The 25511-nt window shown below is 67.5% G+C and carries 23 protein-coding genes; 9 read left to right on the top strand and 14 right to left on the bottom strand.

What is annotated here, in order from left to right:
- Nucleotides 1-13: 13 nt before the first annotated feature.
- Entirely contained in the window at nt 14-1225 is a 1212-nt protein-coding gene (locus CQW49_RS21095) for an ISAs1 family transposase (RefSeq protein WP_024749405.1), read from the bottom strand.
- A gap of 184 nt (nt 1226-1409) precedes the next feature.
- On the opposite strand from CQW49_RS21095, the gene CQW49_RS21090 reads away from it, so the two are divergent.
- Nucleotides 1410-2105, top strand: coding sequence for an alpha/beta hydrolase (locus CQW49_RS21090; RefSeq protein ID WP_003614389.1), 696 nt, complete (start codon nt 1410-1412; stop codon nt 2103-2105).
- 100 nt (nt 2106-2205) lie between these two features.
- On the opposite strand, the gene CQW49_RS21085 is transcribed toward CQW49_RS21090, so the two are convergent.
- Nucleotides 2206-2943: a class I SAM-dependent methyltransferase gene (locus CQW49_RS21085; RefSeq protein WP_003614390.1), complete on the bottom strand. Its 738-nt coding sequence runs from the start codon at nt 2941-2943 to the stop codon at nt 2206-2208.
- Nucleotides 2944-3014: 71 nt separating this feature from the next.
- On the opposite strand from CQW49_RS21085, the gene gloB reads away from it, so the two are divergent.
- From gloB to CQW49_RS21070, 3 genes are all read left to right on the top strand, one after another.
- Nucleotides 3015-3788 (top strand): hydroxyacylglutathione hydrolase, encoded by a 774-nt coding sequence (gloB, locus tag CQW49_RS21080; protein WP_003614392.1) that lies wholly within the window; start codon nt 3015-3017, stop codon nt 3786-3788.
- Nucleotides 3785-4243 (top strand): cupin domain-containing protein, encoded by a 459-nt coding sequence (locus tag CQW49_RS21075; RefSeq protein WP_003614394.1) that lies wholly within the window; start codon nt 3785-3787, stop codon nt 4241-4243. Before gloB ends, CQW49_RS21075 begins: the two co-directional genes overlap by 4 nt.
- A gap of 79 nt (nt 4244-4322) precedes the next feature.
- Complete coding sequence (locus tag CQW49_RS21070) at nt 4323-6110, top strand: putative bifunctional diguanylate cyclase/phosphodiesterase (RefSeq protein ID WP_003614395.1); 1788 nt, start codon at nt 4323-4325, stop codon at nt 6108-6110.
- A 128-nt stretch (nt 6111-6238) separates the two neighbouring features.
- On the opposite strand, the gene phaR is transcribed toward CQW49_RS21070, so the two are convergent.
- Nucleotides 6239-6856, bottom strand: a complete 618-nt coding sequence (phaR, locus tag CQW49_RS21065; RefSeq protein ID WP_003614397.1) for a polyhydroxyalkanoate synthesis repressor PhaR — start codon at nt 6854-6856, stop codon at nt 6239-6241.
- 276 nt (nt 6857-7132) lie between these two features.
- On the opposite strand from phaR, the gene CQW49_RS21060 reads away from it, so the two are divergent.
- The 4 genes from CQW49_RS21060 to CQW49_RS21045 all read left to right on the top strand — a co-directional run bounded on the left by CQW49_RS21060 (nt 7133) and on the right by CQW49_RS21045 (nt 10616).
- Nucleotides 7133-7387 (top strand): hypothetical protein, encoded by a 255-nt coding sequence (locus CQW49_RS21060; RefSeq protein WP_003614398.1) that lies wholly within the window; start codon nt 7133-7135, stop codon nt 7385-7387.
- A 139-nt stretch (nt 7388-7526) separates the two neighbouring features.
- Nucleotides 7527-7898 carry a hypothetical protein gene (locus CQW49_RS21055; RefSeq protein WP_003614400.1) on the top strand — a complete coding sequence of 124 codons (372 nt, stop codon included), beginning with the start codon at nt 7527-7529 and terminating at the stop codon, nt 7896-7898.
- 325 nt (nt 7899-8223) lie between these two features.
- Nucleotides 8224-9258 (top strand): hypothetical protein, encoded by a 1035-nt coding sequence (locus CQW49_RS21050; RefSeq protein ID WP_003614401.1) that lies wholly within the window; start codon nt 8224-8226, stop codon nt 9256-9258.
- A complete protein-coding gene (locus CQW49_RS21045) occupies nt 9255-10616 on the top strand; it encodes a KpsE/RkpR family capsule polysaccharide export protein (RefSeq protein WP_003614405.1) in 1362 nt (453 codons plus the stop codon). Before CQW49_RS21050 ends, CQW49_RS21045 begins: the two co-directional genes overlap by 4 nt.
- Nucleotides 10617-10622: 6 nt before the next feature.
- On the opposite strand, the gene CQW49_RS21040 is transcribed toward CQW49_RS21045, so the two are convergent.
- Nucleotides 10623-10853: a hypothetical protein gene (locus CQW49_RS21040; RefSeq protein ID WP_003614407.1), complete on the bottom strand. Its 231-nt coding sequence runs from the start codon at nt 10851-10853 to the stop codon at nt 10623-10625.
- Nucleotides 10854-11002: 149 nt separating this feature from the next.
- Nucleotides 11003-11284 carry a hypothetical protein gene (locus CQW49_RS21035; RefSeq protein ID WP_003614409.1) on the bottom strand — a complete coding sequence of 94 codons (282 nt, stop codon included), beginning with the start codon at nt 11282-11284 and terminating at the stop codon, nt 11003-11005.
- A gap of 280 nt (nt 11285-11564) precedes the next feature.
- On the opposite strand from CQW49_RS21035, the gene CQW49_RS21030 reads away from it, so the two are divergent.
- Nucleotides 11565-12134: a gamma-glutamylcyclotransferase gene (locus CQW49_RS21030; RefSeq protein WP_003614411.1), complete on the top strand. Its 570-nt coding sequence runs from the start codon at nt 11565-11567 to the stop codon at nt 12132-12134.
- A gap of 7 nt (nt 12135-12141) precedes the next feature.
- On the opposite strand, the gene CQW49_RS21025 is transcribed toward CQW49_RS21030, so the two are convergent.
- From CQW49_RS21025 to CQW49_RS20985, 9 genes are all read right to left on the bottom strand, one after another.
- Complete coding sequence (locus CQW49_RS21025) at nt 12142-12546, bottom strand: hypothetical protein (RefSeq protein ID WP_155931227.1); 405 nt, start codon at nt 12544-12546, stop codon at nt 12142-12144.
- Between the two features lie 82 nt (nt 12547-12628).
- The gene (locus CQW49_RS21020; RefSeq protein WP_024749431.1) at nt 12629-13534 is read right to left on the bottom strand and encodes a glycine--tRNA ligase subunit alpha; all 906 of its coding nucleotides are present in this window, start codon (nt 13532-13534) and stop codon (nt 12629-12631) included.
- A 265-nt stretch (nt 13535-13799) separates the two neighbouring features.
- Entirely contained in the window at nt 13800-18089 is a 4290-nt protein-coding gene (locus CQW49_RS21015; RefSeq protein WP_003614415.1) for a translocation/assembly module TamB domain-containing protein, read from the bottom strand.
- Nucleotides 18090-18279: 190 nt separating this feature from the next.
- Nucleotides 18280-20235 (bottom strand): autotransporter assembly complex protein TamA, encoded by a 1956-nt coding sequence (locus tag CQW49_RS21010; RefSeq protein ID WP_003614416.1) that lies wholly within the window; start codon nt 20233-20235, stop codon nt 18280-18282.
- 555 nt (nt 20236-20790) lie between these two features.
- Nucleotides 20791-21864 carry a 5-(carboxyamino)imidazole ribonucleotide synthase gene (locus CQW49_RS21005; protein WP_003614417.1) on the bottom strand — a complete coding sequence of 358 codons (1074 nt, stop codon included), beginning with the start codon at nt 21862-21864 and terminating at the stop codon, nt 20791-20793.
- A gap of 2 nt (nt 21865-21866) precedes the next feature.
- On the bottom strand, nt 21867-22331 hold the full coding sequence (gene purE / locus CQW49_RS21000) for a 5-(carboxyamino)imidazole ribonucleotide mutase (protein ID WP_040566788.1): 465 nt from the start codon (nt 22329-22331) through the stop codon (nt 21867-21869).
- Nucleotides 22332-22465: 134 nt separating this feature from the next.
- The gene (locus tag CQW49_RS20995) at nt 22466-22915 is read right to left on the bottom strand and encodes a TadE/TadG family type IV pilus assembly protein (protein ID WP_051418631.1); all 450 of its coding nucleotides are present in this window, start codon (nt 22913-22915) and stop codon (nt 22466-22468) included.
- Entirely contained in the window at nt 22912-23472 is a 561-nt protein-coding gene (locus CQW49_RS20990) for a TadE/TadG family type IV pilus assembly protein (RefSeq protein ID WP_003614420.1), read from the bottom strand. Before CQW49_RS20990 ends, CQW49_RS20995 begins: the two co-directional genes overlap by 4 nt.
- On the bottom strand, nt 23469-25358 hold the full coding sequence (locus tag CQW49_RS20985) for a hypothetical protein (protein ID WP_065083543.1): 1890 nt from the start codon (nt 25356-25358) through the stop codon (nt 23469-23471). Before CQW49_RS20985 ends, CQW49_RS20990 begins: the two co-directional genes overlap by 4 nt.
- Nucleotides 25359-25511: the final 153 nt, after the last annotated feature.

The raw sequence follows: 25511 nt of genomic DNA, 5'->3' as shown, positions 1-25511 counted from the left end.
CTCTGAATCCGGGTTAACGGGCTGAGGCTTCCAAGGCGATGGCGAGATAATCCTCGCGCCAGCTGGCGATTTTTCTGCGGAGCTTGATGCTGGTGCGTGTGGGCTTTGTGGCCTTGCGCTGCGGTTTCATGGGCTTGTTCTCGGGCTCGGGGGCGGTGCGGATCATATTGATGGCGAAATGCCTGACGACGGCCATGTTTCTCGCGCCATGGCCCTTGCGCAAGCGGGATTGGTCTTCGGCGAAGACGACGTCGAGCACCCAATGCAGCTGGTTCTCTATGCCCCAATGGCCGCGCACGGCCTCGCCCGCCCGCTTCGCTGGGAGAAGGGCCGAGGAGATGTAATAGCGCGTCTCGAAGCGGCCGCGGTCGGCAAGTTCGGCCTGCGATTTGACGCGAATGATCGTCGCGGCGTTCGGCAGGCGCAGCTCGCCCGGAAAGCGGCGCTCGCCGTTCAGCCAGTCGATCTCGGTGATGACGCTCACGCTGCGCTGCTCGATGCGGCCATGGCCCTTGTCGAAATCGACGCATGTGTCGATCCGCGTCGCGGCGGAAAAAGCGCTCTCGATCTCGGCGCGCAGGGTCGGCTGATTGGCTTTGACCGCCAGCAGATAATCGGCGCCCTTGTCCACGATCGCCTGGGCGATCCTGGCGTTGGTGGCGATGGCGTCGATGGAGACGAGCGCGCCTTTCAGCGAGCCGCCTTCGGAAAGGCGATCGAGCAGGACGGGAATGGCCGATAGTTCATTGCTCTTGCCCTCGACCGCCTCCTGGCCGAGCACGAGGCGGCTCGTGGTGGCGAAGGCGGAAACGAGATGCAGCGGGGCTTTGTCCTCGGCGCGATCATGGCTGCGACGCGAGGTCTTCCCGTCGATGGCGATGAGCTCGGGTCGCTCCGGCCAGGTCTCGCGCACCCAGCCAGTGAAGGCCGCCGAGAACAGCGCCGGATCGACGCGGTTCATGAGCAGGGTGAGCCAGCGTCCGCCCGGCACGCCGTGCTCATAAGGCAAATAGCGGCGCAGGAAGCCGATGTTGGCCTTGCCCCAAGATGCAATAGCGTCGAAGTGATCGCAATCGGCCATGGAGGCGCAGACGACGAGCAGCAGCACCTCGCGAAGCGGATGCGCGACGCGCCAGGGCTCGCGCGGGTCGTCAATGATCGAGAAATGGTCGAGAAGCGCTTTCAGACGCGACTTCTCTTTGAAAACTGCGAAGGCGAGGCTCATCACGGCGGCTCCAGAATCACTCCGCCGATAGGGAATCACGCCTGAGCCCATCCGTTAACCGCCGTTAACCCGAATTCGGAGCCCTGCTGAGACGCCCCCGCCGCTTGCAAACGGCGCGGGTCTTGCTCTATCTCGGGCGAGCGATGGCCGCGCCGCCGTCCGTTAAGCGAAGCGAGACCCGCAGATGACGCAACTCGACGGCCCCCGCATTCAGCCCCGGTCCGGCAAGGCCGAGCAGCTCGTCGTGTTCCTGCACGGCTATGGCGCCGACGGCAACGACCTCATCGAGATCGGCCGGCAATGGCGCTCCTTCCTGCCCCAGGCGGCCTTCGTCTCGCCGCATGCGCCGGAGCGCTGCGCTCTGTCGCCCGCCGGCCGGCAATGGTTTCCGCTCACCATGCGCGACCCCGGCGAGCGCTGGCGCGGCGTCGTGGCGACGCGGCCGCTGCTCACCGAATTTCTGACGCAGGAGCTGGCCCGCCACGAGCTCGACGCGAGCCGTTTGGCGCTGGTCGGCTTCAGCCAGGGGACCATGCTGGCGCTGCATGTCGGGCTGCGCCTCGCCACGCCGCCGGCGGCCATCCTCGGCTATTCCGGCGTGCTGGTGACGGGCAGCGAGCCGCCGGACATCGGTCCGCAATTCGGGACCAAGCCGCCGCCGATCCTGCTCGTCCATGGCGAGGAGGACGAGCTCATCCCTGCCGACGCGCTGTTTCTCTCGGCCAATGCTCTGGGCAAGGCCGAAATCCCGACGCAATGGCATTTATCGCCCGGGCTCGGCCATGGCATCGACAATGGCGGTCTGCTGCACGGAGGGCTGTTCCTGGCGCGAAGCTTCGGCCTGCCCGTCGATTTCGGCAAGGGCGCGGCGCCGCGCTAGAGCGCTTTCCGATCGAACGAAATCGTTCGATCGATCAGAATTCGCTCCAAAAAAAGCCGGCCCGGTTTCCGATCCAATAAGATCGGAAACCGGGCCGGCTTCACCCGGCGCCGACTCCGGCCGCCGGCGCCAGCACCTCGATCGGCTGCAGCGCCCGGCGGACGGCGCGACGCTGGCTCGCCGGCCTGTAGAGCTGCTTGGTCGCCTCCACCACATGCACGCCCGCCCCCGGCAGCGAGAAGCGCCCGGCGATGCGCTCGAAGGCCGGCGCCGAGCGCAGCAGCGAGGCGCGGCCGAAGGGCGGCACATAGAGCGCCTCGCCCCAGAACACCGGCAGAAACAACGTCTCCTGCAGCAGCGCCTGCAATTGTCCGCGCGAATAGGGATGGCCATGGCCGAAAGGCGTCGTGTCGACGCGCGCCCAGAGGCCGGAACGGCTCGGCACGATGATGACGACGCGCCCGCCCGGCGCCAGGACACGCCAGATCTCCTCCAGAATGTCGCGCGGATTCTCGCCGACCTCGAGCGCATGGACGACCAGAATGCGGTCGATGCTGGAATCGGGCAGCGGCATCATCGAGGCTTCGACCAGCGCCGAGGCGGAACGGGCGCCCGGCGGCCAATGCACCACCCCCTGCGCGGCCGGCATGAAGGCCAGCACACGCTGCGCCCGCGCCTGGAAATCGACGAGATAGGGCGTGGCGTAGCCGACGCCGAGCACGCGCAGCGCCGCATGGTCCTCCCATTGCGCGCGCAGCACGCGGCCGACCAGCCGCCGCGCCACCTGGCCGAGAGGCGAGGCGTAAAAATTCCGTAAATCGACGACGTCGAGGGCCATATCTGATATTTGGCAAGATCGGCGCAGCGGCGCAAGACGCGCCGCGCTCATGATCGACCAGGGGACTCCGCATGGGCGTGGAAATCCGCCAGTTCACCTGCCTCACGGATAATTTCGGGCTCCTGCTGCGCGATGCGGCGACGTGCGCCGTCGCCTCCATCGACGCGCCGGACGCCGCGGCGATCGCCGCCGAGCTCGACCGCCTCGGCTGGACGCTCACCGATATTCTGCTCACCCATCACCATGCCGACCATATCCAGGGCGTCGCCGGGCTGAAGGCGCGCTATCCGAACGCGCGCGTCGTCGGCCCGCGCAAGGATCTCGGCCGCATCGGCGGGGTCGATCTGCCCGTCGGCGAGGGCGATGTGGTGACTGTGGGCGCGGCGCGGGCGCGCGTCATCGAGGCGCCCGGCCACACCACCGGGCATATCCTCTATCATTTCGCGGACGACGATATTCTGTTCGTGGGCGACGTGCTGTTCTCTCTCGGCTGCGGCCGCGTGTTCGAGACGCCGATGCAGGTGATGCACGCCTCGCTCGCGAAGATCGCCGCTCTGCCGCCGCGAACACGCGTCTATTGCGGCCATGAATATACAGAAGCCAACGCCCGTTTCGCGCTGACCGTCGATCCCGCAAATCCGCGGCTCGCCGAGCGCGTGCGAGAGGTGGAGACGTTGCGGCGCGCCGGGGCGGCGACGCTGCCGACGACCATCGCGCAGGAACTCGCGACCAATCCGTTCCTGCGCGCCGACGATCCCGGGCTGCGACGGGCGACCGGAATGGAGCAAGCGCCGCCCGAGCGCGTCTTCGCAGCGCTCCGCGAGCGAAAGAACGTCTTCCGATGACCAATCCCCTATCGGGTCTCACGGCCGCCGAGATCGTGCGTCTGCTGGATCTGTCTCCCCATCCTGAGGGCGGCTTCTATCGCGAGACCTTCCGCGACGCGCGCGCGGTCGAGGGCCGCCGCGCCGCCTCCACCGCCATCTATTTCCTGCTCGGCGCCGGCGAAGTCTCGGCCTGGCATCGCGTCGACGCGGCCGAGATCTGGCACTATTACGCCGGCGCTCCGCTCGCGCTCGACATCGCCATGGCCGGGGCCGCGACGCGCGGCGTGCTCGGGCCGGACCTCCCGGCGGGCCAACGTCCGCAAATCATCGTGCCCGCCGGCGCCTGGCAGAGCGCCGCGAGCCTCGGCGGCTGGACCCTGGTCGGCTGCACCGTCGCGCCGGGCTTCGAATTCTCCGCTTTCGAGCTCGCCGCGCCCGGCTGGGCGCCGCCGACAGAAGAAAGCGGGGCCTGAGCTGCGTTCGCCGCAACCGCGCGTTTACTTTCGGGCGCCATGATCAAAGATGCGGTTGAACGCATGCCCGGGACAGACGATGCAGTTGCGACACCTCGCCGACAAGGCCGCTTCCGCAGGGCTCGAAGAGAAAGCCCCTTCTCCCGTCTCGAACGGCGGCGCCCCCGCCCCGTTCGGCCCCGACCCTGCGATCGTGCTGCCTTCGATCGGCGCCGTCCTCTATGATTGGGACATAGCCACCGATCGCCTGTTGTGGGGCGACAATCTCGCCGAGACGCTCGGCGCCGTCGCCCGCGGCGAGCTTTCCACGGGCCGCGCCTATGGCGAACGGCTCGGCGCCGAGAGCGCCGCCTCGCGCTACGAGGCCGTGATGAACTCGACCGCGACGGACGAAGGCGAAGGCGCGCCCTTCCGCGCCGTCTATTCTCTCGCGCCGGCGCGAGAGACCGGCGGCGGTCCCTTGATCTGGGTCGAGGATTGCGGGCGCTGGTTCGCCGGCCGCGACGGCCGCCCGCATCGCGTCCATGGCCTCGTGCGCGTCATCACCGAGCGCAAGGAGCTCGAGGGCGAAATGAAACGGCGCGCGCAGATCGACGCGCTGACCGGCACCGTGACCCGCGTGCAGCTCGCCGATCACGCCCAGCGCCTGCTCGGCCAGCCGGAGAAGGCGCGCAAGCCTTTCGCCGTGCTGCTGGTGGCCATCGAAAATCTGTTCGCGCTCAATCGCACCTACGGCTATGACGCGGGCGACGAGATCATCGTCCGCCTCGCCGCGCGGCTGCGCGCCAATCTGCGCGTCAATGATCTCGTGTCCCGCTACGCCGGCAATAAATTCGCCGTGCTGCTCGACAATTGCGAGGCCGAGCAGGCGAAGGCCACCGGCATGCGCCTCATCGAGGTGATCAGCCAGGCTCCCTTCGAGACCCAGGTCGGCGCCATTCCCGCGACGGCGCGGATGGGCGCCGTGGTCGCGCCGCGCGACGGCCGCACGCCGGAAATTCTGTTCCAGCACGCCGAGGAGGCGCTCGACGCCGCCCGCCAGCGCAATGGCGCGCGCTTCGTCGCCTACGCCTCCTCGCTCGATCGCGACATCGGCCGTCTGCATGCGCTGCATGTCGCCGACAGCGTCGTCTCCGCGCTCAACGAGCGGCGGGTGGAGCTCGCCTTTCAGCCGATCGTCTCGGCGAAGACCGGCGCCATCGCCTTCTATGAAGCGCTGCTGCGCGTGCGCCTCGCCGACGGCTCGATCGTCTGTCCGGGCGATATTCTGCCGGTCGCCGAGAAATCGGGCCTCGTCCGCCTGCTCGACCAGCGCGTGCTCGAGCTCGCCCTGGCGCGGCTCGCCGAGGAGCCCGATCTGCGCGTCTCGGTCAACGCCTCGATCGCGACGCTCAACGATCCCGAATGGCCGGCGTGGCTGGCGAGCGCCACCAATGTCTATCCGGGAGTCGCCAAGCGCCTCACCATCGAGATGACCGAAAGCACGATGATCGAGGATTTCGACACGACGCGCCGGCTGATCGCCGCCTGCAAATCGCTCGGCATCAAGCTGGCGATGGATGATTTCGGCGCCGGCCACACCTCGTTCCGCAATCTGCGGCAGCTCGACTTCGATCTCGTGAAGATCGACGGCGCCTTCGTGCGCAACATCTCGAAATCGGCCGACGACCGCTTCTTCGTGCGCACGCTGACCGATCTCGCACGCCATCTCGGGCTGGAGATCGTCGCCGAATGGGTCGAGGACGAAGCGACGGCCGCGCTGCTGCGCGAATGGGGCGTCGACTATTTCCAGGGCTCCTATTTCGGCGTGGCCGAAACGGCGCCGGCGGCCTTCGCTCCCCCGCAAGCGGCCGCAGCGAGCGCGTGAGGACGAGCGAGCCTGAAGACTCGCTTCTCCAGGTCTCAGGACGAGGGTGATGGGATTTTATCCTTCACCCGATCGCCCTGCTCGCACCTCGCGACCCGTCACTTCATTCGATTCGGCAGCCGGCCGGCTCAGCCGGCGCTCTTGCCCGACAGCAGATCGATCCGCTTGTTCAATTCCTCGAGCTGGCGCTTCATGTCGTCGAGATCGGCGCGCGGCGCGGCGTCCGAGGCTGCGGGCTCGGCCGGAACGGCCGGCGATTCGCCCGGCACGCCGAAGGGATTGAACATGGCCAACGCCTGGCGGAACACAGCCATGTTCTTGCGCGCCTGCTCCTCCATCGATTGAAAGGCCTGACGCGTCGGCTCGCCGAAGGGGGCGCCTTCGAGCGCCTGGGAGACCTGATCGCGGAACTTCTGCTGGTCGCGGGTCAGACGGTCGATGCTGAACTCGAGATAGCTCGGCACCAGCATCTGCATCGAATCGCCGTAGAAGCGGATCAGCTGGCGCAGGAAGGCGATCGGCAGCAGGCTCTGCCCGTCCTTGCCCTCCTGCTCGAAGATGATCTGGGTGAGGACGGGCCGCGTGATGTCCTCGCCGGTCTTGGCGTCGCAGACGGTGAAATCCTCGCCGCGCTTGACCATTGCGGCAAGATCCTCGAGCGTCACATAAGTGCTCGTCCCGGTGTCGTAGAGACGCCGGTTGGCGTATTTCTTGATCGTCGTCGGTTTTTTCTCGGTCGCTGCCATCGGGTCGTCGCCTCCTCGACGCGGCGCCTCGCGCGACGCCGGCCCGTCCGCGCGCTCGCGCGTCACCGGCCCTCTTCCATCTTTCGCCGTTCGCAGCAAAGCATCCTCTCGATCCGACCGGCCGGCCGAGCTTCGCCGGCGTCATCACCAGAACGATAATCGTAATCGGGCGCCTCGGGCAACAACATCGTGGAAAATTGGTTCTTTCTCTTGTCTCGACCTCGTCTATCATAGACACGGCGCCGCTTCGATCGGCGCTCTCGGAGAGAACCGACCATGTCGCGCGCGAGACTCGTCTTCGTTCTGGCGGCAGGCCTGCTGGCCGGCGGCTGCAACACCACCTCCAAGCTCGAGCAGAGATCCGCGGACGAAACGCGCTGCCGCTCCTATGGCTTCCGCCCGGCCAGCGACGCTTTCGCCAAATGCCTGCTCCAGCTCGATCTCGACCGTTCGGCCGACCGGCGCTCTATGTCCGGCTATCCTTATATGGGCGGCCCCCGGGGCTATGGCTGGTATCGCGGCTGGTGGTGAGCCCGAGACGGCGGAGGCCTCTTCCCCGCGACGAGGCGCCGCTCGGGATTTTTTGCCTTTCTGCGATCACGGGACATTCATGTGACCTTCAGTTGCTATGCTCCGCCACGGCTCGTTTTTCGACGAAGGTCGTCGCGCGATGGCAAATTCAGAAATCGATTGCGATTCTTTTACAGATTCCCTCCCCCCTCGCCGCAGCGATCAGATCCTCTTTCTGCTGCGGCGCCACCTGCCGCTGCGCGCCCGGGCGGGCGGACGCATCGTCGCCAAGGCGCACGGAAGCGCGTCCCGATGCACAGTGATCCAGGTCTATGACGCGGGCGAGTCTCAGGGGCTGCTCTGCCACCTCGAATTCGCCGACCAGAAAGCGGGCTCCCGCGTTCTGGTCGCCCCGATCACCGATCTGAGCTTCGACCGCGGCTCGCCCGTGTTCCGCGAGATCGTCGCTTATCAGAAGAGTCGTCGCGCCGGCGGCGGCGGCGAGGTCCCGCGCGCCTGCGCCCGGCGATAGCATCGATTTCCCCTCGAACGAAATTCGCCGAGCGAGCGCATGAGGCTCGCTCGGCGCGATTCGCCGCGCATGGCCGAGGCCGGGCGAAATCGAGGCATCTTGGAGGCGGCGCCGGCGTGAGCATTTCCCTGATGGGGATGATCATGTAGAGAGTGAGTCGCCAGGGGGCGGGTCCGCCGCTTCGGGGCGCAGCGCTCGGCTCGTCGCGCGCTCGAAACCTCTCGGGACGAGACAGCGCCCTCGATGCGCGCGCCTCCGCAGCCGCGCCGCCAAGCACGCACCGCGCGAGCGCGGGAAGTGAACGAACGCGAGCGAGACAGGGCTCATGCTGTTCAACATCGAAGCCGACCGAGGCAATCGCATCGTCGGCTATGTCGTTCCGGACGAGTTCACCAAATCGCCGAGCCTGCGCATCACCAGCAATGGCGAGCCGATCGCCGAGATCATGTGCAAGGACGAGCGGCCCGCCCTCGTCACCGCCGGCCGGCACGCGACCGGCTGCTGCGGTTTCACGATCGACGCCCGAATCGTGCCCGACATCGCCAAGAACGACACTCTGGAGCTCACCGACGTCGACACGGGGATCGTGATCTACCGGCGTCGCAAGAAGACGCAGGTGGTCGAGAAATGCGTCTTTCGGCTGGAGACCCATTTGTTCCCGCTCTGGCGCCTCGACGAACAGGTCGAGCACCGGTTCCAATTCTTTCACAAGGGCGTCGAGCGCCATGGCCGCGAGACGGCGATGCAGGTGTTCAACATCAGCAACGCCGCTTCGCTCTATCTGAGCGGGCGTCTCGCCTTCTCCGCCTATCAATCCTTTCTGCACGATCGTTTCGATTGCATCGCGCTGCTGCACGATCCCTATTACGAGCTCGCCGAGCGGTTGATGACGTTGAAGCATGTCGCCAAATTCGGCGATGATCTGCTCGGTCCGCGCGACATGCTCTCCTTCGCCGCAGCGATCGAGTTCGCGCAGCAGATCGACGACGACGACCGCAATCTGCGGCGCGCCTTCGACCAGATGCAGAAGAATGTGATCGCCATCCTCGCCAATCCGCTGACGCGTCAGCTCGCCTCCGAGGCGCTCGACGATCCGCCGCCGCGCACCGGTGTCGCCAAGGCGCTCGCAGCGCTCGCCAGCTTCGCCGTCGTCGGGCTGCGCGAGCGCTCCGACGCTTTTCTCGAGGAGGTCGAGGCGTTGCTGCAGATACCGGCCGGTACGCTGTCGCCGCTTCCCCGTTTTGCCGCAGTCGAGGAGCTGGCGGCGCGGCTGCGCCGTCTGCCCGAGATCGAGCTCCTGCTGGAGGACGACCTCGAAATCTACTACACGGCCAAGGCGGCGATCGAGGAGGCGGCTTGACGGACGATGTGAAAGAACGCGTCGAGACGCTCGAGGCCGCGCCGTCAGCGGACGGGATCGCGGGCGCAGCCTCCGCGAGCCGCCGCGCCCCGCTGGCGACGCTCGGCCGGCTGGCGCGCTCTCTGGGCGCGCCGCCGGTCGCGGCGCGCATCGTCGTCGCGCAGATCGAGCGGGTCGCGGTCGAGGCGGATCGGGCGTGGCGCTGGCGTGACCGCATTCCGCCGGCGCTCGGCAGCTTCATCGCCTTCGTGCTGGCGCCAGCGCTCGCGGCGACGCTCTATTTCGCCTTCATCGCCTCCGACCAATTCACCGTCGAGACGCGCTTCTCAGTGCGCTCGCTCGACACTTTCGATCCACCCAGCACCCCCGTGCTGGGAGGGGGCGGCCAGGGGGGTGGCCAGGGCGGCGGCACGGCCAGCGCCATGACCGGCGGCGGCGGCGTGACCATCGAGACCTCGACGCAGAACGCCTTTGTGATCACGAGCTATATCCGCAGCCGCGCGATCGTCGACGACCTCTCGGCGAAAATCCGCTTGCGCGATATCTTCCAGCGTCCGGAGGCCGATTTCTGGGCCCGGCTCGGCAAGAACGCTTCGATCGAGAAGCTCGTCGACTATTGGATCTCTATGGTCGAGACCGATGTCGATTCGGGCTCGGGCGTCGTCACGGCCAAGGTGCGGGCCTTCCGCCGCGAGGATGCGCTGGCGCTCGGGCGCGCGCTGATCTCCGCGAGCGAGGATCTCGTCAACCGCATCTCGGATCGTGCGCGCCGCGACGCGACCACAATGGCCGAGCAGGACGTGCGGCGCGCCTTTGTCACGGTGCAATCGGCGCTCGCCGAGCTCAACAAATTTCGTGATCAGTTCGGCATGATCGATCCGAGCTCGAAAAGCACGGAGATCGGCTCCCTTCTCGCGCCGCTGATCGGCGATAAGATCAGGCTCGAGAACGAGATGTTCGTCGCCACGCGCGAATTGTCGCCCGACGCGCCGACCGTCCGCGTGCTGCGCGAGCAGATCGAGACGGCGGAAAAGCAGATCAAAGAGCTCGAGGCCAAGCTGACGAATCGCGAAGGCGGCGGCGCGGTGTCGGGCTCGATCGCGAAATTCGAGGAGCTCGATCTGCAGCGCACGCTCGCCGAGCAGCTCTATGCGATGGCGCGGTCCAATCTCGACCGCGCCCAGCAGCGCGCCAATCGGCAGACGCTCTATCTCACCGTCTTCGTCCCGCCGGCGATGCCGGAAGATTCTCGCTATCCGCGTCGGCTCAATTTCTCGGTGCTGATCTTCATCGCGCTGGGCGTAATCTGGTCGATCGCGATGATGGTGCTCGCCTCCATCGAGGACCACAGGCTCTGACGCGCGTCAGTCGGACGAGACTCGCGCGGCGCCGGCGACGAACAGCCAGCCGAAGAGAGCGACGGCGGCCCAGATCGCCAGGACGTGCTGGCCGGCGAACGCATAGAGAGCCACAATTCCGGCGACGGCCGCGATGAAAGCGACAATGGCGACGCGATTCGCGCGACGTCGCACGTCGGAGCGCGCCCGATCTTCGAGCGCCGAAATCCATTCATGAAACTCTTCCGTCGACGACATGTCTTTCTCCCTTCGGCGTAAACGCCGCCGTCGGGATAATGCCGCAGTGGCCGGGAGGTTGCATCGGTTCGTCGACGATGGTGAATGATTTTACGCGCTCGGCGCCGAGGCGGCGATGAAAGCCGCCTCGAACCGGGAAAAGGCTTCGATCACGGCTCGAAAAACACGGGGCCGTCGTTCCGACGATTGGTGAGCGCCAGCGCGCCGGCCGTGACGCCGCCGAGCAGAAGCACGCCGCCGCCGACCAGCAAGGGGTCTGGATCTTCGTCCGACGAGCCGACCGAACGGCCTTCACGAGTCGGACAGATGACGCGCCGGCCGAGCGAATCAGCGCAATATTTCGGCGCCTTCGAATCGGCCGGGTCGGCGAAGGCCGCGCCGGACGGAGCCACCAGCGCCGCCGACAGCAAGAGCGGAACGAGGATCTTCATGAAATCAGTCTCCCTCGACGAAAAAACCGTAAACCGTAGAGCAGATAAGCGGATGCGCCGATCCGCCGCAAGCTGTGGAGACGCCGGAGCCGAACTCCGTATTCGGCTGACGATCGAGCGTTTTCCAGCGTCATGGCTCAGCTCGTCGCCGTGACGACATCGCGCAATTCCATTTTTTCGCCGAATATGCGCGCACATTGCGCTTTACGCGCCGACGAAATACGGCGAGCTTCATGGATAACGCGCCGTGAACGGGAATCGCGGCCGAATCGGAAGGAAGATGACGACGACGGGCGACGACTTCTGGGTGTTCGGCTATGGCTCGCTGATGTGGCGGCCCGGGTTCGATTTCATCGAGAGGACCCAGGCTTTCGTGCATGGCTATCACCGCTCCTTATGCGTGTTCTCGCATGTCCATCGCGGCACGCCGGAGGCCCCGGGGCTAGTGCTCGGGCTCGATTACGGCGGCTCCTGCCATGGCGTCGCTTTCAGGGTCGCCGGCGCGGCCCGGGCCGAGACGCTCGCCTATCTCCGCGCACGCGAGCTCGTCACCTCCGTCTATGTGGAGCGCATGGTCGGCCTGCGGCTCCCCTGTGGCGGAGCGACACGCGCGCTCACTTTCGTCGTCGACCGCGCCCATGAGCAATATGCCGGGCGTCTCCCGATCGAGGAGATGGCGCGGCTGGTGGCGCGCGGCGTCGGCGCCTCGGGCGCCAATCCCGATTATGTGCGCAACACCTATGAGCATCTGCGGCAGCTGGAGGTGCATGATTCGGCGCTGGCCGAGATCGTGCGCCGCCTCAAAGCGTCGAACGATACGGAGCCCGCGGCGGAGCGGCGCAGCGCCTGATCGACCCTCAGCTCAGCAGCGCCCGGGCGAAGCGGCGCGTCAAATCGCGGTCGCCCGTGCAAAAGCGCACGTGCCATTCATTGACGCCGAGCCGGCGCGCATCCGCCCTGAGGCGCCGCCCTGCCGCCGTCGCCAATGCGTCCGACGCGAACACGCAGACCGGCCGACGCGTCGCGCCCTCATGGACCACGCCGATGACCGCAGCGCCGGCGAAAGCGGCGATGAGCGCGGCCTCTTCGGCCCGGAAAATCGAGCAGACATAGAGACGTCCGCAGGACGCGCGCCAGGAATAGAAGCGCTCGCCGAGCCCGCTGGCGCTCAACGACGCCAGCTCCCGGCCCGGGCTCGACGGCGCCGCGAAAGCGCCGGCTGAACCAGATTCTCCGTCGATCACCTGCATGATCAACCTCACGAAAAGACATCCGATCAATTGAGATCGTGAACAGAATTAGAACATAAAAAGAACAAACGTCAAGCTGAAAAAGCGCCGCCGTTCAGCCGGCGCCGCCGCCCTCGGTGCGCAGCCAGGCGGCCCCGCAGGCGCGCGCCAGCTCGCGCACGCGCAGGATATAGCTCTGCCGCTCGGTCACCGAGATGACGCCGCGCGCGTCGAGCAGATTGAAGGCGTGGCTCGCCTTCACGCATTGGTCATAGGCCGGCAGCGCCATCAGATGGCGCCCCTCGCCCCTGTCGCCGAAACCGAGCAGCGCTCGGCATTCGGCCTCGGCGGCGCGGAAATCGGAGAACAGCTTGGCGGTGTCGGCGGCCTCGAAATTATGGCGCGAATATTCCTGCTCGGCCTGGAGGAACACGTCGCCGTAAGTGACTTTGTCCGCGCCTTCGCCGCCGTTGAAATTCAGCTCCATGATAGAATCGACGCCCTGCAGATAGCAGGCGAGGCGCTCGAGGCCATAGGTCAGCTCGCCGGCGACCGGCGCGCAATCGAAGCCGGCGACCTGCTGAAAATAGGTGAATTGCGAGACCTCCATGCCGTCGCACCAGCATTCCCAGCCGAGCCCCCAGGCGCCGAGCGTCGGGCTCTCCCAATCATCCTCGACGAAGCGGATGTCGTGCAGCGTCGCATCGACGCCGATCGCCGCCAGCGAGGCGAGGTAGAGCGACTGCAGATCGGGCGGCGAGGGTTTCAGGATCACCTGATATTGGTAGAAATGCTGCAGCCGATTGGGATTCTCGCCATAGCGCCCGTCCTTGGGCCGCCGGCTCGGCTGCACATAGGCGGCCTTCCAGGGCTTGGGCCCGAGCGCGCGCAGAGTGGTGGCCGGATGAAAGGTGCCGGCGCCCATCTCCATGTCATAGGGCTGGAGAATGACGCAGCCCTGCTCCGCCCAGAAGTTCTGCAGCGTGAGGATCAGCCCCTGGAAGGAATTCTTGGGCGACAGGCGGGCGGCGGCGGTCATGCGTCGTGTCCTTCATTTGCGGAACGCATGGGCGCTTCCTTCTCCCGCATGGCGGGAGAAGGTGGCCCCGCGAAGCGGGGTCGGATGAGGGTCCGAGCCGATGAGATGGATCGCCGCGAGCCCACAGGCGCCCTCATCCGACCCGACTTCGTCGGGCTGCCTTCTCCCGCCATGCGGGAGAAGGAGCGCGCGTCGAGATTCTGGTTCGACCTGCTGCGCACAGGATTAGGCGCCGCGCCCGGCCCGGTCAATACTCCCATTCCACGCCGACGCCCACGGAGCTCTTGCCGTCCACGCGCGTCTCGCCCTTCACCCGCACATTCTTGGTCACATCGACGCCGACGCCGACCGCGGTCTGCTCGGGCTTCATGCCGGTGCGCACGCCGACGCTGATGCGATCCGAAATATAGCGCGAGGCCCCGACCTTCGGCCCCTCGCCGCCGCCGGCCTCGAGATCGAGCGAATCGACGCCGAGCGCGCGGCGCATCTTCTCGAAGGCGTCGACGCCCGTGCCGGCGCCCGAGAATTGCGCGAGCGCGGCGGCGAGCTGCACCGCCTGGAACGGCGACAGCGAGCCCGAGGCCTTGGCGAACAGCAGCCGCGACAGCACCTCGTCCTGAGGCAGCGACGGCGTCGAGGAGAAGGCGAAGCTCGGAAGCGCCGCCGGACCGGAGACGCCGATGGTCGCGGTCACATCGCCCGCCGTCGTCTCCGCGGAAAAATCGAGCTGTGGAACGAGGCCGCCAGCGAAGGTCAGCCGCCCGCGCGAAATGTCGATGCGCTGCGTCAGCAGCTGCAGGCGCCCGCGCCGCAGATCGAAGGCGCCATTGGCGACCGGCTTCTGCAGCGTTCCGGTCAAGCGCAGCTCGCCGCCGAACTCCGCATCTATGCCGCGGCCGCGCACGAAGATGCGGTTGGGCGCGGCGATGGCAAGATCGATCGCCGCATCGAAGGAGGTCTTCTTTCCAGCCTTCTCCTTGGCTTGTTTCTCGAGCGCGATCATGCGCTTGGCGAATTCGCCCGGGGCGATGTGCGTGGCCCCGGGCGGCGCGATCGCCGAGGCCGGCAGGCGGTCGGGCACATTGACCTCCATGCTGGCGAGCCGCACGCGCCCGCTGACGCGCGGCGCCCGTGCGAGGGCGCCGCCGATGTCGAGATCGAGATCGGAGGTCGCGGTCACAATCTCGCTGGAGACGAGCTGGGCGTTGCGCGCCATGATGTGAATGGCGCCGGGAAAGCCGGTCTCCGGCGCGACGGCGACACGGCCGGTGACGGTGATGCGGCCGCCATTGCGCGTCTGCGCCGTCAGCTGCGCAATGTTCAACTCGCGGCCTTTGCCTTCGATGCGCGCGTCGATATGGACGAGAGCGACGCCATTGACCGGATCGGCGAAAGCGCCCTCGCGCAGGATGACGGAGCCGGCGAGCTGCGGCGCGGCGGCGGCGCCGATCACGCGCAGATCGATATTGGCCTTGCCGCGCAAGGTCTGGCCGCCGGCGGCGAGCGCCGTGTCGGCGAGCTTGGCGTCGACCGCTCCCTTGATCGCGAGATCGAGCCCGCCGGTCGCCGAGAGCGGCGCCGATCCGGCGATGGCGATGCGCCCCGCCGAGCCGAGCGCGATGTCGGCGTCGAGCGTCGTGCGCCCGCCGCCGAGCGCGCCATGGGCGGCGATGTCGATCGGCGGCAGGCCGTTGCTGCGCGTCTGCGGCGCCGCGAGCTTGGCGAGCTTGACCTTCCACTCGCCGCCGGGCGCCGCGGCCGGGCCTTCGACGCGCGCATCGGCGTCGAGCGCGCCGTCGAGCGAAAGACTCGCATCGGCCATAGTGGCGATCGACAGAGGCAGGGCGCGCGCCTCTGCGGTAAGATCGAGCCGCTCGCCGATCCGGCCTTTCAGGCGCAGCCGGCCGGCGCCCGCAGCGAGCGCGAAATCCTTCAGCTCGACGACGCCTTTGTCGAGCGTGATCGTCGTCGGAGCGGCGAGCGCGATCTTCTTGCCGCCGCGTTCCACCGATAGCGCGCGCAGATCGAGCCGCATCGGCTCGCCCGGCGTCAGCACGCCGCGCAAGGCGAGCGCCGCGCCCATCGCTTCGGCGGTGAGGTCGAGCGCGCTGCCGCCCTCGGACGGGCTCGCGCGCAGCCGCGCTTTCGAGATCGTCTGCCCGCCGACATGCGCGCCATCGAGCGCGGCGTCGCCGTCGAGCGCCGGCCGGCGCAGCAGGTCGCGCCCGGAGATCTTCGCCGAAAGGCGCTCGATCGAGGCGTCGCCGGCGCGAATGCGCGCGCCCTTGGCGTCGATGCGGATATTCTGCCCGCCATTGGCGCCGTCGAGCGCAATGTCGGCGTCGAGCGAGCCGGCGAGCTTCTGCAGCGCGAAAACGGAGAAATCGTCGAGATCGGGCGCCGTGAGCGCGATCCGTCCTTTGGCGAGGCCCGCGGCGTCGAGCGCGAGCGCGCCTTTCAGCGCCGCGCGTCCGACCGCGACGTCGAGCCGATCGACGCTCCAGCCCTCGCCGGCCTTGGCGACATGGGCGCCGCCTTGCGCGGCGGCGCCGTCGACGGTCCCCTGCAATGTGGCGGAAAGATCGAGCGCGCCGAGCAGATCGCGCGCGTCGGACTCGACCGTGAGCTTCGGAATACCGCGGCCGGCCGCGCGGACATCGGTCAGCGTCGCCACGACTCGCGCATCGGGCTTGTCCAGCGAGCCGAGAATCTTCGCCTCGACATCGGCGCGCCCCGAAAAGCGCGCGTCGGCGCGATGAAGATCGGGAAGCGCGATTCGGGCGACAATGTCGGCGGCTTCGCGCGTCGCAGCGCCGTCGATGGTCGCCTGGAGATGATCGGCGGCGAGCGCGAGATGGTCGAAGCGCAGGCCGCCGCCCGGCGTGAGGCCGGCCACGCCGGTGAGCGCGAGCCGGCGGCCGAGCAATCCGTCGAGCGCGGCGACGCCGATCGCCGGCGAAGCGACGGCGCCGCCCAGCGTCGCCGTCAGCGTCCCGTCCTTCGGCGCGCCCTTCAGCACAGCGGAGAATGTCAGCGCGCCGCGCAGCTCGCGGCCGGCGAAACGCGAGAAGCGCGCGAGGCTCTGCGCCGAGAGGCTCGCCTTGCCATCGACGACGTCCGGTCCGACGCGCCCAGCGAAGCCGGCCTCGGCGGCGCCGATCGTCAGCGTGGCGAGATCGATCTCGGCGTCGCCGGCGCGGGTGGCGCGGCCGCGCAAGACGAAAGAGAAGCTGTCGCCGATCGCCTCCGACAGGCCGCGATCGACGAAGGAGAGGCCCGCGCCCTGCGCCTTGCCCTCGAGGTCGAAGCGCTCGTCGCCCTTCTTCGCCGCGGCGAGAGACAAGTCGCCGTCGCTGTGGCCGATGCGGCCGAAGGGCCCGCGCGCATCCTCGACCAACCAATGAATTTGTGCGCTCGGCCGCGACAGAGTTCCGGCGAGACGGATCGCGGCGTCCAGCGTCTTCGCGCGGAACTGCGCCTCTTCGGACGCGGGCGGCCCCTTCACCGTGAGGTCGGCGGCGAGCGCGCCATCGGCGCCGAGGCTGCCCGTCGCGTCGATGCGCAGCGCCGCGGCCGCGAGCGTCATGCGCTCCACCGTGGCCGAACCATCGTCCGAGAAGGTCGCAGCGCCGTCGAGCCGCGTCGCGCCGGCAAAGACGATGGCGACCGACGGCGGCAGCAGCGGCGCGACGCGCGCGGAAAAATCGAGATCGAGGCGCCGCGCGGCGCCGGCGCGCCGCAACTGCGCGGCGCCATTGGCTTCGGTCTCGCCGGCCTTGGCGGCGAGACGCGCCGATAGATCGTCGAGCGTCCCCTCTCCGGTCAGCGCGACATCGAGCGCCGGCAGGTCCGGGATTTGCGCGAGGCGCACGATCGCCCCGCCTTCCGGCTCGCGCGCGGTCAGCGAGAAGCGCAACGCCTTCGAGCCCGGCGTGAGCTCGCCCTTGGCGATGATCTCGCCAGGCGCGTCGAGCCGCCTCACCTCGAGCGAGAAGCGCGCGGCGTCGCTGCGCAGCGCGGCGTCGCCGCTCACCGAAAATGCAGCGGCGGCGCCGAGCACCGGCTCGGCGAGCGCGATTCTTTCGAGCGCGAGACGCCCGAGCTTTATCCGCACCGGCAATTGCGGGATGGAGAAGCCGCCGCCGCCGCTCTTGGGCGCGGCGGCCGCGGGTCCCGGCGCCGGCCGGCGCGTGACGGCGATATGGCCGATCTCGAAACGCTCGACATCGACCTCGAGCGCGAACAATGCGAGCGGCGACCAGCCGAGCGCGACATGATCGATGGTGAGCCAGACGCCCTTGTCGTCGGCGATCGAAATATCGCGCAGCAGCGGCCGCGCCGAAAGCGGATCCTCGAAGGCGCCGATCTCGATCTTCATGCCGGGCGACGAAGCGGCGCGCGAGATGGCGTCGGCGAGAAAGCTGCGCCCCTCGCGAATGTTCCAGCGCGCGCCGACCACAGCGGCGAGGCCGAGCAGAACCAAGGCGCCGAGGAAGATGCGCAGAAAGCGCGGGCGCTTTGTGGGAGCCCTCGTCATCGGGCGCCCCTCCTTCTCCCGCTCGCGGGAGAAGGTGGCCTCGCGAAGCGAGGTCGGATGAGGGCGCCGCAGGAAAATCGGCGAGCGGGAAACCCCTCACCCGGCCGCTCCGCGGCCACCCTCTCCCTATGGGAGAGGGTCGCACGCGAGCCTCCCGGCGTGTTCGACTTCACCCGATCGACGCGCGCCATCAGAACGACTCCCCCACGCCGATGAAGATCGCGAATCTGTTCTCGCCCGGCCGGCGGCCGAGCGGCGTCGCCACATCGAGACGCACCGGCCCGATCGCCGTGTAATAGCGCAGCCCCAAGCCCACCGAAGAGCGCATCTCCGACTGGAAATCCGGATAGGGCGAGGAAAAAGCGGCGCCGACGTCATAGAAGGGCACGATCCCTATCTCCTGCGTCACCTTTATGCGCGCCTCGAGCGAGGCCTCGAGCAGGCTGCGCCCGCCGACCGGAACGCCGAAGCCCTCGTCCGGGCTCAACGACCGATAGCGATAGCCGCGCACCGAGCCGCCGCCGCCGGCGAAGAAGCGATGGCTCGCCGGAATATCGGCGATGCCGGCGCCGATGATCGACCCCGCCGCGACGCGGCCGGCGAGCACGTAGAAACCATCCTCGTCGAAGGCGTGATAGCCGGAGACCTGCGCCTTCGATTGCAGAAAGCCGACGCTGTCGGACAGGGTCTTCACATAAGGCGTGACGCTGGCGATGGCGCGCACGCCCATGGTCGGCGCCATCAGATTATCCGTGCCGTCATAGCTGCCCGAGAGCGGGAAGCCGAGCAGCGAGTAATCATGAGGGCCGAAGGCGTCGTGCGTGTGCCCGCGCTCGACTTCGACGCCGGCCTGCACCGAAGCGATATCGCTGAAACGATGGCGCGCGCCGATGGTGAGATTGCCGAAATAGGCCCGGTAGTCGTCGACCTTCTCGCGCACAGCGATCCCGTCGACGAGCAGATCGTCGCGCGCGCCGAGCGCGGCCGGCGCGAGAAAGCTCGCCTTGGCGCGTCCGACGAGATCGTTGAGATGGACCGAGGAGAGGCCATTGTAATTCGGCGAGGAGCCGAAAGGCGCGAGGCCGCCTTCGAGATCGACGCGCAGCCGCTCGGCGCCGCCGAAAATGTTGCGATCCATCCAATAGGCGCGCACGCCCGGGCCGTCGACATTGGAATAAACGGCGTCGGCGCCGATCGCATGACGCTTGCGCTCGGCCGTGTCGATGACGATCGGCAGATTGCCATTGGCGTCGAGCGCCGCGCCGTCCTCGACCTTCACCGAGCCGATCGCCTCGAGCCGCGCCACTGATTTGCGCGCGTCGGCGAGCGTCTTCGGCGAATAATCCTCGCCCTCCTCGAGATAGATGAAGGAGCGGATGACATCGGGATCGATCCCCGGCGCGCCGGTCACGCTCACCTTGCCGATGCCCGCGCGCGGCCCCGGATCGACGACGACGGTCACATCCATCGCCTTCTCGCGATGATCGATGACCGGCTTCGTCTCGATGACCTTGGCGAGCGGATGCGAATGCGCGCGCAATTCGTCGATGAAGGCCGCCTGCATCGATTGCAGCGCGGCGGCGCGAGCCGGCGAATCGGCGTCGGGCTCATAGACCTTCCTCGGCAGCAGCGCCTCGTCGATGGGAGCGCGCGCCCGCGCGTCGCGAATCGCGACCTTGCGCAGATGATATTGCTCGCCGAGCGTCACCTCTATGCGAATCGGCGCGAGCGACTGGCCGCGCAGCCGCTCGGCGGCGAGCGCGGCGGCGTCGGCGCCATGGCCGTCCGGCTGCACGGTCACGCCGACGACGCTCGCCGTCACCTCTGCGTCGTAATAGCCATTGGCCCACAACGCCTCGACGAGGCGCGGCAGATCGGCGACGACGCGGCGCGCGAGGCCGGCGCCGGCGGCGGGCGGCTGCTGGCGGAGGCGAAAGGCGCTGGAGGAATCCTGCAACGCGCGCTCGAGCTGCGGCTGATCGTCGAGGCCGGCGAATTCGATTTTATAGGGCAGCGCTTCGGCGCTCGGCTCCGGCGGCTGCTCCTCGCCGCCGAGGAGGCCGAAAAAATCGAAGGCGCGCGCCGGCCCTGCGCTGAAGAGCGCCGCCAGGGCTGCCGCACTGAGACAACGAACGACCAACTTCACGCGACAGACCCGCTACGACTCTTCCACAACATGAGCGTCGCCTTTGATAGCGAGCAATCGTTAAGCTTAACAGTCCAATCATGGTTAAGGAACTCCGCGAGCCACGAGCCTGGAGTCCCGCGTCACCCAGATAAAATATTTTAGAGACAATAACTTATAGCCGATCGCCTGGTCGTCCCAGCGATCGGCTACACCGCGCTCTCGGCAATTTATGGTGCGCAAACTGCGCAGGCGCGCATTTCCTGACGCCTGAACCGCCTCGCCTGCTCGAATACCGCCTCGCGATCACTATACGGTCCGTACCATCTTCCATGCTGCCCCGAATCACGCGCCTGCGTTCCGCGCCCGTGATTGCACATTCCGCACTCTGCTTTGTGGATACGGCCCCGATCTCGGGTCCAATTATCGTAAATGAAGTATTTCTGGGTCATCGGATACCCCCCGTTTTCATGAGGAGTTCCTATTTCCTACGATCCGGAATCCCGGTCTACGTTCAAAATGTAGTTCAGCGTCAATTTGTCGCACGCCAATTAAATTCGCATGCGCACCTTTGGTTCAGCTCGGGATCACCCGCGTCACATGGCCCATCTTGCGGCCGGGACGCGTCTCCTTCTTTCCGTAGAGATGCAGGCAGGCGCCCTCTTCCGCCAGAATCTCGCGCCAGCGGTCCGCCTGATCGCCGATGAGATTGCGCATCTCCACGCGCGCGCCGTGGCGGCGGGTCGAGCCCAGCGGCAGGCCTGCCGCGGCCCGCATATGCTGCTCGAATTGCGACGTGGCGGCGCCGTCGAGCGTCCAATGTCCGGAATTATGCACGCGCGGCGCGATCTCATTGACGATGAGCCGCTCGCCCTCCGCCTCCGCGACGACGAACATCTCGACCGCGATCACGCCGACATAATCGGCCGCCTCGGCAATGCGCCGCGTTATGGCGACAGCCTCGTCGGCGGTGGAGAGCGAGACGCGCGCCGGCGCGACGGTCAGCGCCAATATATGATTCTCGTGGACATTCTCGCAGAGGTCATAGGCGCGAAACTCGCCGTCCGCCCCGCGCGCGGCCACCACAGACACTTCCTTGGCGAAGGGCACGAAGCCCTCCAGAATGCAGGGCGCGCCGAGAAGCGCGTCGGCGGCGGCGAGATCCGCGGGCTCGCGCAAGGTCATCTGGCCCTTGCCGTCATAGCCGAAGCGCCGCGTCTTCAATATCGCCGGCAGGCCGAGCGCCGCGACCGCCCGCTCGAGCCCGGCCGCATCGGCGACATCGACGAAAGGCGCGGTCTCTATGCCGAGGCCGCGCACGAACTCCTTCTCGACGAGGCGGTCCTGCGTCAGCGCCAGCGCGCGCGGATTGGGCCGCACCGGCGCATGGGCGTCGAGAAAGGCGGCCGTGGCGGCGGGCACATTCTCGAATTCATAGGTGACGACATCGACCGCCGCGGCGAAGGCGGCGAGCGCCGCCTCGTCCGTGTAATCCGCGACGGTGCGCGCGGCGCACACCTCGAAGGCCGGATCGTCGGCGAGGGGCGAGAACACGTGTGATCGCAGCCCCAGCCGCGCGCCGGCGCAAGCGAGCATGCGGGCGAGCTGGCCGCCGCCGAGAATGCCGATGGTCGCGCCGGGCTTCAGCATGGTCAGGCGTCGTCCGAGGGCGCCGCGGCGACCGCCTCGGTCTGGCGCTTGCGCCACTGCGCGAGGCGCTCGCCGAGCTCGGCGTCGGAACGCGCCAGAATGGCGGCGGCGAGCAGAGCGGCGTTGATCGCGCCGGCCTTGCCGATCGCCAGAGTGCCGACCGGCACGCCGCCCGGCATCTGCACGATGGAGAGCAGCGAATCCATGCCCGAGAGCGCCGCCGATTCGATCGGCACGCCGAGCACCGGCAGCAAAGTGAAGGCGGAGGTCATGCCGGGCAGATGGGCGGCGCCGCCGGCCCCGGCGACGATCACCTCGAAGCCTTCCGCCTCGGCGCCCTTGGCGAAGGCGACCAGCCGATCCGGCGTGCGATGGGCGGAAACGACGCGCGCCTCATAGCCGACGCCGAGCTGGTCGAGCGTCTCGGCCCCGTGGCGCATGGTGGCCCAGTCGGACTGCGATCCCATGATGATCGCGACAGGCTTCTTCGACTTCGCCACGGCGCATCCGGCGGGCTGGTGTTGATGAAGCACAGCCCCTTAGCCGAACCGGCGGCGCGGCGCAAGAAGCCGCTGCGAGCGTCGGCGGCGACCCGAAACCACTAGGAGGTGGGTTGATTGGGAAAGCAGGCCGAGGCCGAAATTGCGACGCCGCCGGCGAGCGCGGTGACGAGCTTCGGCGCCACGGAAACGAATGTGTAGGAGATCGTCGCCGAGGAGAAACCGGACACGCCGCCGCAACTGGCGTCAGCGTCGAGCGTGACATTGGCGGATGTGAGCGTGATCCCGAGCTTGGTCGCCTGAGCGATGACATAGGCGGTCGTCATTGTGGCGCTATAGGTACTAGAGCTAGCGCAGACCGCCTGGCGAACGCCCATGCAGCGCGCCGTCGAGATCGCCAGCGATTGCAATATCTGGCGCGTCCAGAGGAGACGGCCGCATTCGATCGCGCCGAGCAGAAGAAAGAACAGCGGCCCGACCACCAACGCGAACTCGACTGCGCTCGCCCCGCCCTCCTGTCTGCGCCACGCGGCGAGCCGTCGGCGCATCATTGCACCTGCACGACGGCGAGGTCGGAGACGACCCCGCTGCTGACCAGCCCATATCCCATGAGCAAGGGCGTGTAGGACCGGCTGCAGGCGATGGTGACGAATTTGCCCGCGAGGACGCCGCTGGAGCATGTGGAGGCGCAGGTGGTCGCCGAGCCCCAGGCGACTGTCGAGCCGCTCAGCGTCGGACAGTAGCAAAGATCGGCGTTCGACGCCGTGCCGGAGGGGGTGCTGACGCCCCCCACCCGCTGCGCCGCGGGACCATTGTTGACGACAACGGTCACGTCGAATTGCGACGGAATGATTGCGACGAGCGTCGCGGCGAGCGTGGCGCCGCTGGACGAGCCGACGCTCGCCGCGCTCAGCATCGCATAATTGGCGGCGGCGGACAGGCGCTCGTTCATACTGAATCGCGTGTAGACGGCGAGCCCGTAGTCGATCATTCCGGTGAGGATCAGCACCACCACCGGCGCGATCAACGCGAATTCCAGCGCCGAGGCGCCGGCGACGCATCGTGCGAAGCGCCGCCACATGTCGGTAGGAGCGGCCCGGCGCATCATTGGACCAGCGTCGCCGTAGAGCTGCCGCCGGAGGAAACGCAGGCCGAGCCGAGCACGGAGCCCCCGGACAAGGTGATAGAGGAGGCAATGAGCTGAAGGCAGCTCGATCCGCCCGAGAGGCCGGCGCCGCCGCTCATCGTCAATGGACCGTAGGGGACATAGAAAATGCCGGTGATCTGCCCATTGCTGCCGCCCTGGATGAAGCTCGCGCCCGCCGTCACGGCGCTCGATGTCGGGCCGATCACGGCGAGCTTGGCGTAAGTCCCACTCGTCGGCGCCGTCATCACGATGTTGCTGTATCCAGCGGCGACGCAGAACACCAATCCCGAGCACGAGCCGGAGGACGGCGTGCTCTTGCCCGAGAGCACTGTCGTGACGTCGACGCCCGTGACGCTGACGGTGGCGCCATTGCAGGTCGCGCCGCCGCCTCCGGCGCCGCCCAGAGCCATGTAGCCGTCCACCGTATAGACCCCTGCTCCCATCACCACGGCGCCCGAGGCGATGAAATTGCCTTCGATGTCGTGTTGGTCGGCGGCGCTGATGACGAGGCAGCTGCCGCCCCCGGCGTCGTTGAGATTGCCGTTGAGCCGGAACAGGCTGCCGCTCGCGGTGGCGTCCCCCATGAGGGTCGTCGAGCCGCCGCCGAGATTGATCGCGTCGCCGGTCGACCCCGGGCCGATCTGAAAATTATTGCCGGTGATCCCGGAACCATAGCCGAGCGTCAGCGAGGAGCCGCCGGTGTTCGCGACTCCGGCGGACAATTTGAAGGATGCCGGGCCGGAGATGGTCAGGGTCGCAGTGTTGCAGATGCTGTAATAGCCATTGCTGCAATAGGTCGTGCTCTGGCCGATGTTGAACGTGCTGCCTGCCGCGAAGGTCGTGACGCTGCCGCCGGAAGTGACGATCCCTTTCGCGAAATTATAGATCCCCGGTCCGAAGGAGTTCGTGCCCGAGAGCGTCACGACGCCGCTGAAATTATAGGTCGTAGCCGCCGTTCCACTCGTTGCGAAGGACAAGGTGGCCGAGGTGGTGATCGCGCCGAAGGTATAGGTTCCGCCAGCTGGGCAGGTCACGGTCCATTTGCCGCTGTAGGCCGAGCTGGTGGTCGCTGTGCAGCCATTGCCGATCGACATCGAGGCGGCAGTGTAGCCGAAGCTCACATTCGAGCCGGTGGAGACCGAGGGCGCCGAGGGCGCGGTCTGCGCCGCCACGGTCGTGAGCCGCGCCGTCGCGGTCGTGAGCCCGCTCGTTCCGGCGACTGGATCGGTCGTATACGCTTTGACGATCGAGCCCGAGATGCCCGAGCACGGCGCGCTCGGCGCGGAGGACGAATAGTAATCGACGGCCTTGGCGGCGATCGACGTGCCGCAGGGCACGGTCACGGAGCTGTTCGAGGCGACGACGCAGCTCGTCGCCGTGACCGAGGTCCCCCCGCTCAAAGTCACTCCGCTCTTCGAGGAATCGAGCGCGAGCAGACAGCTGGACGCGCTGACCGCGATTTGGCTATAGGCCGACGCCGCGATTTGCAGGCTGCGCGGGCCATTGAGCACCGGCGTCAGGAACAGCGGATGGGCCGCCGAGATCGCGACCAGCACGGCCGAGTTGCTGGAGCTCGCCGGCGAAACCGTCAGGTTCGCGCTGACCGCGGCGGCGGGGACCTGGTTCAAAGCCGCCACGGCGACGGAGGCGTTCGTCATCGTCGTGGTCGAGCTCGTGCCGCTATACGCCAGCGCGCCGGAGAAGGACGCAATGTCCGCGACGCGCTGGTAGCGCGCCTTGATCAGCAGAGCGTTGCCGAACTCGACGACGAGCGAGCAAACGCCGATGACGAGCGGCAGGACGAAGGCGAACACGACGCCGACGGAGCCGGCTCGATCCGTTCGCAATGACCCGCAAGGCGGCGACCTTCGCGCCGTTGGCGCGGTGTGTGAACGCAGCATTTCGCACCGAAATAGGAGGGAGAATTTTGGCGACGAGCATCTCAACGGCCGCGTCACAGCAGATCATGCATTTGAAAATTCTGATTTTTTGTTAAATCA

This window comes from Methylosinus trichosporium OB3b, assembly GCF_002752655.1.
GTDB classification, from domain to species: domain Bacteria; phylum Pseudomonadota; class Alphaproteobacteria; order Rhizobiales; family Beijerinckiaceae; genus Methylosinus; species Methylosinus trichosporium.
This window is presented reverse-complemented; position numbering and strand designations above follow the sequence as displayed.

Bases quoted from the DNA above. Each gene is read 5' to 3' on its own strand.
- CQW49_RS21095 (WP_024749405.1), bottom strand. From the start codon at position 1,225: ATGAGCCTCGCCTTCGCAGTTTTCAAAGAGAAGTCGCGTCTGAAAGCG.
- CQW49_RS21090 (WP_003614389.1), top strand. From the start codon at position 1,410: ATGACGCAACTCGACGGCCCCCGCATTCAGCCCCGGTCCGGCAAGGCC.
- CQW49_RS21085 (WP_003614390.1), bottom strand. From the start codon at position 2,943: ATGGCCCTCGACGTCGTCGATTTACGGAATTTTTACGCCTCGCCTCTC.
- gloB (WP_003614392.1), top strand. From the start codon at position 3,015: ATGGGCGTGGAAATCCGCCAGTTCACCTGCCTCACGGATAATTTCGGG.
- CQW49_RS21075 (WP_003614394.1), top strand. From the start codon at position 3,785: ATGACCAATCCCCTATCGGGTCTCACGGCCGCCGAGATCGTGCGTCTG.
- CQW49_RS21070 (WP_003614395.1), top strand. From the start codon at position 4,323: ATGCAGTTGCGACACCTCGCCGACAAGGCCGCTTCCGCAGGGCTCGAA.
- phaR (WP_003614397.1), bottom strand. From the start codon at position 6,856: ATGGCAGCGACCGAGAAAAAACCGACGACGATCAAGAAATACGCCAAC.
- CQW49_RS21060 (WP_003614398.1), top strand. From the start codon at position 7,133: ATGTCGCGCGCGAGACTCGTCTTCGTTCTGGCGGCAGGCCTGCTGGCC.
- CQW49_RS21055 (WP_003614400.1), top strand. From the start codon at position 7,527: ATGGCAAATTCAGAAATCGATTGCGATTCTTTTACAGATTCCCTCCCC.
- CQW49_RS21050 (WP_003614401.1), top strand. From the start codon at position 8,224: ATGCTGTTCAACATCGAAGCCGACCGAGGCAATCGCATCGTCGGCTAT.
- CQW49_RS21040 (WP_003614407.1), bottom strand. From the start codon at position 10,853: ATGTCGTCGACGGAAGAGTTTCATGAATGGATTTCGGCGCTCGAAGAT.
- CQW49_RS21035 (WP_003614409.1), bottom strand. From the start codon at position 11,284: ATGAAGATCCTCGTTCCGCTCTTGCTGTCGGCGGCGCTGGTGGCTCCG.
- CQW49_RS21030 (WP_003614411.1), top strand. From the start codon at position 11,565: ATGACGACGACGGGCGACGACTTCTGGGTGTTCGGCTATGGCTCGCTG.
- CQW49_RS21015 (WP_003614415.1), bottom strand. From the start codon at position 18,089: ATGACGAGGGCTCCCACAAAGCGCCCGCGCTTTCTGCGCATCTTCCTC.
- CQW49_RS21005 (WP_003614417.1), bottom strand. From the start codon at position 21,864: ATGCTGAAGCCCGGCGCGACCATCGGCATTCTCGGCGGCGGCCAGCTC.
- purE (WP_040566788.1), bottom strand. From the start codon at position 22,331: ATGGGATCGCAGTCCGACTGGGCCACCATGCGCCACGGGGCCGAGACG.
- CQW49_RS20995 (WP_051418631.1), bottom strand. From the start codon at position 22,915: ATGATGCGCCGACGGCTCGCCGCGTGGCGCAGACAGGAGGGCGGGGCG.
- CQW49_RS20990 (WP_003614420.1), bottom strand. From the start codon at position 23,472: ATGATGCGCCGGGCCGCTCCTACCGACATGTGGCGGCGCTTCGCACGA.